Genomic DNA, 10,988 nt, shown 5'->3' with positions numbered 1-10,988 from the left:
GGGCAGCGGCGCGCCGCAGGCGGTGCAGAAGGTGGCTCCCCCGCGGATCTGCTGTTGGCAGCGCGGGCAGCGTTCGGCGTCGGGCATCACTGCTGGTTGGGTCCTTGCTGGTTTGGCTCGTTCATGTCGGGGCCCGGCGTCTCCGGCCGGGGCGCTGAAGGTGCGTCCGGCGTTCCGGCCCGGTCCCCGGCAGCGGTCCCGCCGGCAACACGACGGCGGCGCGCGGCAAGGATCCCGCCCAGGGCCGGCAGCGCCACGCGGCCGCCCCGCAGCGTGAGGCCCTTGCCGGAGTTCATCGCGGTCCTGGCGTCGGCAAGAAGCGACCGCGGCGAGAACCGTGCCTGCTGGCGCCGCCAGAATCCGATGGAGGACGTCATCTCCTTGAGGGACCCGTCAACGATGGTCCAGTACTCGCGGACTTCCTCCTCCGTGGGCTCCCCCGCTCCGAAGATCGAGGCGTCCGCCCGGCGCGCCAGCATGGTGGTGGTTCCCTGGGTGGCAGGGAACGCTTCGGCCAGGACGGCAGCACTCTCCCGCCGCGTCGAGCGGGTGTCTACGGCGGCGCCCAGGTCTGTCGCCAGGCTCACCACCTCGTTCCATCCTCCGCCCACACGCTGGGCCGGGTGCCCGTCGCGGAAACGCGACTTCCGCCGTCGTGTCTTCAACAGGGCGATCAGCAACAGCGGCAGCGCCAGGATCACCAGCGGGATCGCGACGACGCCCAGGGCACCCAAGAGGGAACCCCAGAACAGCCACGGGTTGTTCTTCTTCTGGTCGGCGTCCAGCGCGTCCGGTGACGAATCCGGCGGCAGGTCTGCCGGCTCCTGCGGCGGGGGCGGCGGCTGCAGCACCTGCGGCTTGGGCTTGGACTTGTTCTCGGGGTCAGGCGGAATGGGGATGTTGTCCTTGGGCGGGGTGGGATCGAAGCTGACCCAGCCGACCCGTTCAAAGGCGACCTCAACCCAGGCGTGGACGTCCTTGCCGGTGATCTTCACCTCACCTGCACCGTTCTCCGGGCTGGTCGGCTCCGGGTAGAAACCCATCACCACCCGGGACGGGATGCCCAGGTGGCGGAGCATCAGGGACATGGCCACCGCGTACTGCTCATCGTCACCAAGCATCTGCTTGGCCGTCAGCAGGCTGCGGATGCGGGCCGAGCCGTGGCCGGAGACGCTGGGCAGCTGGCCTTCACTGACCAGCCCGTTGCTGAACGCCCCGGTTTTTTGAAAGTGGGCTTCGATCTGGCGCACCCGGTCAATGGCGGTTGGCGCATCGGCGGACAGGTCGTTGGCCTGGGAACCCACCACCGGAGGCACCTCCTGGGGGTCCGGGAGTGAGATCTTGGCGAAGTCGTACTGCGTCAGCTGCCCGTGTTCGAGCTTGACGGGGTCGGAGACCTGGACGCTGTAGGAGTCACCGCGGGACAACCCGCTGGTGGTAACAGCGGTGTCGGAGCCAGGGTTGAAGTAGAGGCCCGCAGCGGCGGCGGAGCCGGACTGGTCAAAGCTGATGCCGGTCGTTTTCCGGCCGCCCGGGACAAAGTAGCCCTGGTAGTCCTCGATGTTGATGCTGATCGAGTAGTCGTTGGTGGGCACCACACCGGATGAGTCGGCGAGGGTGTTGATGGATTTCGCATCGCCCACCTTGCTGAAGTTTCCCGAGCCATTGGGGTCCATGTTGTAGTTGGTCCCGTTGAAGGCATCCAGGGCGCCGAGCCGGACCCGGCCGTCCCGCGGGAGGCCCTTGACCACAAACAGGGTGTCGTCCTTTTTATCCTTCACATACGTGCGGAAGCTTGCCAGGGGCGTGATGTAGTCCTTGGGGTCGAACGGGGGCACCACCACGTTGCGGAGGACTTTCCTGTCCTCTCCTGCGCTGACCAGCGGTGCGGCCACCGCGGTGACCCCGACGCTGACGGCAATGACTCCCGCAGCCATGCCCAGCCGCCGGATCCTGGCACGCCGTGCGGCCGCGGTGTCCGTTTGCGGGTTGTTCACGGACACCCGGCGGGTGTTGCTCCGCCGGAGGGCGTCCCGGCGGAACGTTGCCCAGGCGATGCCCAGGACGGTCAGGCCGATGCCGCGTTCCAGGGTCAGGAACGCCGCGTTGGTGCTGAAGGCGATGCCCGTGACGAACAGGACCAGCACCGGCAGGAGGGGCAGGTAGGGGCTCTTGGTGCGCCACGTCAGCAGAGCGGCCACGAGCGCCGTGATCAGTGAGCTCAGGAAGGGGACAATGAGCACGCCGCCGGCAGTGCCCACGGGCACGCCCACTGTAAGCATGTCCTTCCAGGCGAAGACGACGCCGAGGAGCAGGGTCCGCAGCGAATCCAGGGAGGGGACGAAGCCGGCGAGGGCGGCATCAGGGACCGCGAGCCAGGTGCCGAAGACGAGGTATGCGACAAGGGCCAGTGCAGTGGTGATCAGCAGCCCCAGGCGCAGGTGTGCGTTGGCCACGCCAATGGCCAGGCCCAGGATGATGCCGCCGAAACCCGACAGCAGGTAGTACGGGTCCCCGCCGAAACTCAGGCCGAAGCCGAGCAGCCCCAGGCCCAGCAGGACCACCAGGGCCCCGGCGTCGAGCAGGAAGTGCCACAGCGGCTGGCCGTCCGCGAACGCCGACTCCTGGTCGGCCACCTTGCGGCGGGTACGGGTCTGCGGAATGTGCGTTTGCGGGGACGGGCCCGGTGCGGTGCTCATGCGGCCGCCTTTCTCAGCACGATGGCGAGGTCGGCCAGGTCGCCGAGCGTCAGGACAGTAAGGTCTGCGATGTTGGCCCGGGTGGGGGCCGCGCCGGCTTCCACCCTGACGGCCAGGCTGCGCACACCGGGCGGGACGGAGGCGGCGGCGGAGCGAAGCTGCCTTGCCGTTACGTTGCTGCCCACCACGAAGAAGACCACCGACGCGTTGGGCACGGTGTCGGCCAGGGTCCGGGCGAGGTCGACGGCGGTGCGGCGCATGGGGGCGCCGACGATCCGGGTCATGTCATCGAGCATGTTGCGGCCGGTCTCGCAGCGCAGGGGGCCCTTCTGGGTCAGGACATCCAGTTCACGCTGTTCGCGGATGGCTTGCCGGCCGATGGAGGCAGCCACCGAGATGGCCATCTCGAACTCGGTTTCGGAAGCGTATTCCTCGGTGTTGATGGACAGCGAAATGGCCAGGTGGGCCCGGCGGGTTTCCTCGAACTGGCGCACCATCAGCTTGTTGGTCCGGGCGGTGGTCTTCCAGTGGATGTGCCTGCGGTCATCGCCAGGGACGTAGTCCCGCAGGGCATGGAAGGAGACGTCGGCGCTGGAGAGGTCCGTGGTGGGCATGCCCTCGAGGTCGCGGATGAAGCCTGCCGCGGAGCCGGCCAGTGCCACGGTCCGCGGGTGGACGAAGAGGTCCTCCGGCTCAGTCCAGAGGACCTGGCGGCGCAGCAGGTGCAGCGGGTCTGCCCGCACGGAGCGGACGGGTCCCACCACGATGACGGCGCGCCGTGCGGTGGGGATGGTGAACAGGTCTTCGTGCACCTGCCCGGGCTTCATCCGGGGCAGGTGGAACACGGCCGTGGTGCTGCCCACCGGCAGTTCCAGCACCGCGGGCAGGAGGGGACGCGCGGAGGTGTTGGAGACGGCAATGCTGCCGACGGCGCTGTCCCCCACCGCCACCCGCGTGCGGGCCAGGTCCAGGACCACCCCGTACGAGGACCGGCCCAGGATGAAGGCCACCGCTATGACGAACATGACAAGGGCGGCAATGGCCGCCGCCGTGGCTTCCTGCCAGCCGAAGGCCTGTCCTGTGGTCCAGAGCAGGATGGCGGCGGCCAGGACGGACCAGCCCAAAATGCTGACCACGGAAAGCACCGGCCACGCATACTTCAACCAGGTATGGCGAACAGCCCGCCATGCGGGCGCCAGGGCCTGGAGGGCGGTGCTGCTGGCCTCGGACCACACCGCTGCAGGGTGGAGTCGGGTGGGGCGGCCGTTCCGGTGGAAGAGTTGCTGGAGACGCTCCCCGAGCCGGGTCAACGGGGCTCCGCTGGACGTGCCGTCGGACATAGGGGTATGCCTTCGTTGTTGCGCTGGAATGGGATGGAGATGGCTGCAGGGTTGTGGTCTGCGGCCTGGCGGGTCAGGCGGTGGTGCGCTGCTGCGGGGCGGCGACGTCGGCCAGGATCCTGGTGAGCACGGCCTCGGCGGTGGCGCCGGAGAACTCTGCCTCGGGGTCCATCACGAACCTGTGGGTCCACACCACGGGGGCCAGTTCCTTGATGTCATCCGGCAGGACGAAGTTTCGGCCCTGCGAGGCAGCCCAGACCTTGGCGGCCCGCACCATGGCCAGGGCACCGCGCACAGACACCCCGAGGCGCGTCTCCGGGGCGTTGCGGGTTTCCTCGCACAGCCTGGAAATGTATTCCAGCACGGCGGTATCCACATGTGCCGTTGCGGCGAGATCGGCCATGTCCGCCACGGCCTGGGTGGTGATGACGGCGGAGAGTTCCTTGGAGCGGTCCTTCAGGTTGCTGCCACCCAGGAGCCGCACGGTGGATGCGTGGTCCGGGTAACCGATGGAAGTCTTGATCAGGAAGCGGTCAAGCTGCGCCTCGGGAAGGCGGTAGGTGCCTGCCTGCTCGATCGGGTTCTGGGTGGCCATGACCATGAACGGCCGGCCTGCGGAGTACGTGACGCCGTCCACCGTTACGCGGGATTCCTCCATGACCTCCAGCAGCGCCGACTGCGTCTTGGGCGAGGCGCGGTTGATTTCGTCGGCCAGGACGATGTTGTTGAAGATCGGACCCTTGTGGAACTCGAACTTCTGCGTCTTCTGGTCATAGATGGTCACACCGGTGACGTCGGAGGGCAACAGGTCCGGGGTGAACTGGATGCGGTTGTTGGAGCCCTGCACGGTGGCAGCCAGGGCGCGGGCCAGTGAGGTTTTGCCCGTCCCCGGGGCGTCCTCGAACAGGACGTGGCCTTCGGCCAGCATGGCGGTGAAGGTCAGCCGGATGACGTGTTCCTTGCCCAGCACCGCCTGCCCCACGTTGGCGACCAGCTTTTCGAACGTGGCAGCAAACCACTCGGCCTGCTCAATGGTCATCGTCATGAAATTTGTTCTTCCTCTGGTTGTAACTGGTTGAACTGGTCGTTGGAAAGATCAGGTCGTAAATGTCTTAGTAGCTGGCCGGGCACGAGCCCATCCCTGCAGTCGAGCCGGTAATGGTGTCAGCACGGATGAACCGGTATTGATTGGTCCATCGGCTGCCGTTCCGTTCATAGATATAGAACCAGCGGCTCGAACCCCATCCATCGCGGTAGCACTCAAGTCCAAGGTTGGAGCCCTGCGGCATCATGTAGGACGTGCAGGTTCCGCTGGACCAGTGGTCACCACTGCCTTTCGCTTCCTCGAGGCAGCTGTTGACCCGGACAGTGACATTCCACAGTTTGGGTCCCGGGGGTGGAGGCGCGGAACCGCTCCGCGACGTGTCGCTGCCAATCCGTCCGGGCTGGCCCCCACTGATCGCCCGCACCTCCAGCGTGTGCGTTTCGTCGTAGCCCACGCTCTTGGAGAATGACCGCTGGGTTGTGTCCTGCCATGCACCGTTGTCCAGGCTGATCTGGTAGCCGGTGACAGCCCGGCCATTGCCGTTTGGCTGGTTCCAGGTCCAGGAGACTGTCTTGTCGCCGACGCCGCTGCTCTTGCTGCCGGTCACCGTGGGAGCGTAAGCGAGTCCGTAAGGGTCGACCGCATTGGACGGTGCGCTGGCATCGCCGGCGGTGGTACTCCGCGAGGACACAGCCCACACCACCACCGATGTTTGGGTGCCATTGGGAGCCGAAACCACGCCTCCACCGGCGGGAATGGCACCGGAGCCATCCCCCGATGTGAGGCTGTAACGGTAGGTGATTTCCGTTGGGGACGAGCCGTTCCGCTGGGCGTCCGTCAACGGCGTAAATCGAACATCGATCTTGCCGCCGTTGCCATTTGTGTCCATGAGGGTTGCGCTGGGGGCCGCCACGGTTCCGGGCTTGCCCACTGCCCGCGTTGCTGCCGAGGGAGCACTCGTGGCGCCGGTACCCGCCTTGTTGGTGGCCGACACCGTAAAGGTGTAGCTGGACTCTGAGTTATCCACCGTGACGTTTTGCGAGGTGCCTGCCACTTGCTGGCTCGCAATCGCGGCTCCACCCCGGAGCGTCGTCAGCGTGTAGGCGGAAACAGCGTCGCCATTGTTGTTGGGCGCGGACCACACCACGCGCAACTGGCTCTGTGAACCAACCGGCGTCGCTTGTGCCACGCTCGGCGCCGCCGGAGTGGCAGGGACGCCGGCCGGGACTTCGGCCGCAGAATAGGGGCTCCACTCGGATGGGTCCTTGGCATCATTGCGGGCCAGGACTCTGACCTTATAGGACACGCCGTTCTGCAGGCCCTTCCACACGTAGCTGGCGGACGTCAGTCCTTGGATCTGGGCGTTCTGGCCTGCGGGAGCCGGCGAAATTTCCAGGTCATAGGACTTCACCGGCGATCCCTTGCTCGCCGGCGCTGTCCAGTTGACCGTGAGCTGCCTGTCTCCGAACTTCAGTGACGGTGCCAGCGGGGTATCCGGCTTCACGTCCGGGCGGACATCGGCAGAGGCCGGCGACCGCTCGGACTCACCGAACTCGTTCGTGGCTGTCACCTGGAAGTGGTAGGTGGTGTTGTTGGTCAGGCCGTTCAGGGTGCAGGTGTTGGCCGGGCACTCCTGCCGGAACCCGCCCTCGCCGTAGACGGTGTACTTGGTGATGGCGGAGCCCCGGTCCGCCGGCGCGGACCATGTGAGCAGCGCGGTTTGGTCGCCCACGCTCTGTGCCTGCGGCGTGGTGGGTGCTGCAGGCTTGTCCTTGACGGTCAGCCGGACACGCGCAGTGGCATGCCGGGAGCTGTCCTGCGTCTTGTCTTCCACCGTGTACGCCACCACCATGGTTCCGGTAAAACCGGGCGCCGGTGTCACGGTGACGGAGTCACCATTGACGCCCACATTGCCGCTGCCCGTTTCGGTGTTCGCGGCAATGATCTTCAGCGGTGTTTCGGGGAACGGGTTGGCGTCGTTGGCCAGCACGTTGATGGTCACCGGTTTGCCGGCGGGGGCATTGGGTTCCACGTCGTCGTTGGCCACCGGCTTGGGCCGGTTGGAGGCGGTCACCGCAAGCTGGTAGGTGGCGGTTGCCTCGAGCCCGCGGGGGTCGGTTGCCTTGACCTGCACGGCGGCGCGGGTTCCGGTTGCCGTCGAATCGGCCGCCGAAACCTTGAGCGTCTTGCCTTCGATGCGTGCATTGAACCCGCCGGGCGAGTCGCCCACCAGTTCGTACTTCATCTTCTCGACGTCGTCCTGGTCGGGATCTGAGGTGAGTTTGCCGAGGTCGGTGCCCGTGGAGTCACCTTTGGGAACATCCACATTGGCACCAAGCAGTTCGGGCGGGTTGTTCCTGTCCGGGTCCGGCAGGACCTTGGTGCGGATGCTGAGGGTGGACTTCAGTCCGGCAGGATCGTCCGGCCCGGTACCGTCGGTCACCTCGAAGGTGAGCGAGCCGGGGCCCACATAGTCTGTTCCTGCGGTGTATTTCAGGCCGGTTCCGTCGCGCGTTACCGGATCGCCGCCGTCGGCACCGATGAGCTTGATCCGGTCAGCCTGGGTCAACCGGGGTGAACGTCCTTCCCGTACCTTGACCCATTCCTTCAGGTCGACGTCGACGGACTGCCCGGCAACCACCTCGATGACCTCGTCCTTGGCCAGGGTGGGAACCTGCTGGCCCAGGCCCGGCACCCAGATGATGGCCGTGGACTGCTGGCCGTCAACGTCTTCCACGGTGTACGGGATGAGCTGTGGCTGTTCAGTAAGGTCCACCAGGACATTGCCGTTGCCGCCCGGCCGGGCGGTGGTGGCGTCCGTGCTGACCTTCAGGTTCTCGCCCACGCCGTCGGGGTCCTCATCGTTCTTGAGGACGGGAACGTCAACGGCGGTCTTGCCCATGGCCTGGGCGGACGTCACCCTGTCGTCGCGGGCGATCGGTGCCTTCAGCGGGACTTCGTTATCGACTACCAGGCGGATGGTGGCCTGTGCCGTGGCGTCCCGGTCGTCGGCAATGGTGTACCGCACGTTGACCGTGCCGGCCACGTTGGGGGCCAGGAGGATGATGCGGCCGCTGTTCTTGCTGACGGTGGCCTGGAGGGCCGGGTCGGCCTCGATGCCATCGGTCAGGATGCGGATGCGGTCGCCGTCGGGATCAGTGTCGTTGGCGAGGGCATCGACGGCGATCTGTCGGCCCGGGCGCACCCGAACCTCGTCGTCCACCGGGGTGGGCTTTTGGTTCATGTCACCGCGGGGCGCGATACCCACCGTGACGGTTCCCGTGTTCACGGCGCCCTGGCGGTCCACCACCTTGTAGCGGAACGTGTCGGTACCAGCGCCGTCGCCGGCAGCAGTGAAGTCGATGAAGTTGCTGCCGACGGTGGCGGTTCCCATGGCAGGGGTGCTGTCGATGCCGGTCAGCTGCACGGAGTCGCCGTCCGGATCGATGCCGTCCAGGGGAACCGGAATGCGGACGGTGCCGGCAGCCACGACGCGGGCGGTGAGGTTCCGCGGCTGGGGCCGGGAGTTCTCTGCGCCTTCGAGCGGAAGGATGTGGATGGTCACGGCGGCGGCGCTTTTCTGGCCCTGCGGATCCACTGCGTTGTAGATGGCGCGTACGGTCTTGGGCTGGCTGCCGGCGATGAAACGAAGCGTGTTCTCGGAGACGAAGCTCTTCCCGTCGGCAGGATCAACCGCCTGCGGCAGGACGGGGTCCACGGTCAGTTCCTGCCCCTGCGGGTGGGTGTCGTTGTCCAGGACGGGGATGGTGACCACGTCATTGACGCGGACATTCACCTCGTCCGGCTTGGGCTGGGGTGCTTCCACCACGGCCGGCGCCGGGACCGGCACCACGGAGACTGAGCCGGTGGCCGACTTCTTTCCGTTGGACATGGTGTATTCGAACAGGATGGGGTCCTTGGTCCCCAGGATGTCCGTGATGCGCAGGACGCTGTGGTTGATCACGCTGACGGAGACCGTCGCATTGTCCGGGAGCTTCACGGACTGCAGCACCAGGACTCCGCCGGAGGGGTCGGAGTCGTTGGCAAGGGGGTCCAGCAGCACGCTTCCGCCGGTGGGCATCAGGGCAACGTCATGGACTGCCACGGGGTCGCCGCCGTCGTTGCCGGATTCCACGTCCACCCGGATGAGGCCCTGGCTGCTTTGGGGGCCGTTGCTGGCGATGTAGGTCAGGTAGACGGGGCCGGGGGTGCTGCTGCGGAAGGTGAAGGTTCCGCCGTCGGTGACGGGGCCAAGTTCGGCGGGTCCATTGGCTTCCACCTGGGCCAGGCGGAGGGCACCTCCGTTGGGGTCGACGTCGTTCTTCAACGGGGAAATGACCAGGTCCTGGCCCACCACGGCGGTGACGTGGTCGGCGTTGACCACGGGTGCCAGGGCGCCGGGCGGCTGGACATTGACCACCACCTTGCCCGTGACGGTGGCACGGCCGTCCCAGATGGTGACCTGGACGTTCTTCTTGCCGGCGGTGGCGCCGGAATCCTGGAAGGTGAGCAGGCCGTCGCGCCGGACCTTCACCTGGTCCTGGTCGTTGTCGGCCTTGGCGTCCAGCAGGACCAGGTCGTCGCCGTCGGGATCGATCCAGTCGGTGAGGATGTTCTGGCTGACGGTCTTGCCCTGTTCCACCAGCATGGTGGTGTCTTCCCCGCGCTTGAACCTGGGCGGCTTGTTTTCGTCGGGTCCCACCACGCTGAGCGTGACCTGGCCCGTGGCGGACAGGCCGCGGCCGTCCGAGGCAGTGTAGTTGAAGGTCTCGTTGCCCGGCTTGGCGTCTGCGGGGACGGTGATCTGGAAGGCGGTGCCGCCGTAGATGCTTTCCAGCGTTCCCGATTTGGGTCCGGCGTCCCCCACTGCTGCGGTGAGGACGTCGCCGTCGGGGTCGGAGTCGTTGTCCAGGACGCTGAGGATGGTGGTGCGGCCCGGGCGGACTCCGACGGCGTCGGGCTTGGTTTCCGGCGGACGGTTGGGTTTGGTGCGGTCCGGCAGGATGTTGATGGTGTTGTTGTCCGCCGACTCCTGGTCCTGGTCGTCGGACTGGTTCTTGGGTGGGATGACGTCGTCCCAGTTGTTGACCAGCTGCATGTTCTGGTTCACCAACCACACGTTCCCCGAGTTCACATCATTCAGGACCACCAGGTCCCGGTTCACCCGGAAAACATACGACGGCGACGCACTCGCCTTCGGCACCGCAACATTCTTATCATCAGCATCATTGACACAGTCCCGGACATACTTGTTCGCACCCGACCACGCCGCATGCACACACCCACCCAACTGCACCGGAGCGGCCGGAACACCCTCGCCATCAAACGCCACCGTCTTCGCGGAACCACCATCCAACGGCTGCTTCAACAACGCCTTCCGTGTCGCCACCGCCACAACATCACTGCCCGGCCCAGGCTGCTGCAACTTCGCATCCCGCGCATCCTCCAACGCCAGCCGCTTACCCCCAGGCAAAAACAGGCTCCCCGCAGCGGCATCCAACACCACCGGCCGGTCCCCCACCACCGTCATCTGCAAATCCCCGGCACCCTTAAGCCCATCCCACGTACTGGACTCCGACGACGTCACCGCTCCATTAGCATCGACCCCCGTCACCGTCACAGCCCCGGTCTTCGGATCCGCCGAATAAATCCGGTCATCAGACCCCACCGCCGACACAATCCCCGCCGAACCCACCACCACAGGCTCCGACGCTTCCTTATCAAAACCATTCACCGTGGACGGCGACACCGCCCACACCTTGCCCGACGCAGCATCCGTCACCGAAATCGTCCGCGCCCCAAAACTCACAACAGCCGCCCCCGGCAACTGCTTATCCCCACCCAGGCGCATATTCGCCGGCGACACCTGGTTCAACGTCGAACCAGCCTCATCATCAACAAACA

General features: G+C 66.4%; 4 protein-coding genes and 1 pseudogene. All 5 read right to left on the bottom strand.

Translation table 11 applies throughout. The annotated features are described in order from the left end of the window. A partial coding sequence (locus tag ACTJK0_RS11220) for a zinc-ribbon domain-containing protein (protein WP_440745291.1) occupies positions 1 to 87 on the bottom strand: 87 nt, incomplete at its 3' end. After that, the gene (locus tag ACTJK0_RS11215) at positions 87 to 2,699 is read right to left on the bottom strand and encodes a transglutaminaseTgpA domain-containing protein (RefSeq protein WP_440745216.1); all 2,613 of its coding nucleotides are present in this window, start codon (positions 2,697 to 2,699) and stop codon (positions 87 to 89) included. The genes ACTJK0_RS11215 and ACTJK0_RS11220, both read right to left, overlap by 1 nt. Further along, positions 2,696 to 4,039 carry a DUF58 domain-containing protein gene (locus ACTJK0_RS11210; protein ID WP_440745215.1) on the bottom strand — a complete coding sequence of 448 codons (1,344 nt, stop codon included), beginning with the start codon at positions 4,037 to 4,039 and terminating at the stop codon, positions 2,696 to 2,698. The genes ACTJK0_RS11215 and ACTJK0_RS11210 overlap by 4 nt, the downstream gene beginning before the upstream one ends. A gap of 73 nt (positions 4,040 to 4,112) precedes the next feature. Further along, positions 4,113 to 5,084: an AAA family ATPase gene (locus ACTJK0_RS11205; RefSeq protein WP_440745214.1), complete on the bottom strand. Its 972-nt coding sequence runs from the start codon at positions 5,082 to 5,084 to the stop codon at positions 4,113 to 4,115. Between the two features lie 298 nt (positions 5,085 to 5,382). After that, positions 5,383 to 10,988, bottom strand: a pseudogene (locus ACTJK0_RS11200) (Ig-like domain-containing protein); the annotation flags it as partial.

It is taken from the genome of Paenarthrobacter sp. 22069 (assembly GCF_052046035.1).
GTDB lineage: Bacteria > Actinomycetota > Actinomycetes > Actinomycetales > Micrococcaceae > Arthrobacter.
The sequence above is the reverse complement of the archived record's forward strand: the minus strand, read 5'-3'. Positions and strand labels throughout refer to the sequence as shown.

Coding starts and splice junctions, on each gene's coding strand:
- ACTJK0_RS11205 (WP_440745214.1), bottom strand. CDS start 5,084: ATGACGATGACCATTGAGCAGGCCGAGTGGTTTGCTGCCACGTTCGAA.
- ACTJK0_RS11210 (WP_440745215.1), bottom strand. CDS start 4,039: ATGTCCGACGGCACGTCCAGCGGAGCCCCGTTGACCCGGCTCGGGGAG.
- ACTJK0_RS11215 (WP_440745216.1), bottom strand. CDS start 2,699: ATGAGCACCGCACCGGGCCCGTCCCCGCAAACGCACATTCCGCAGACC.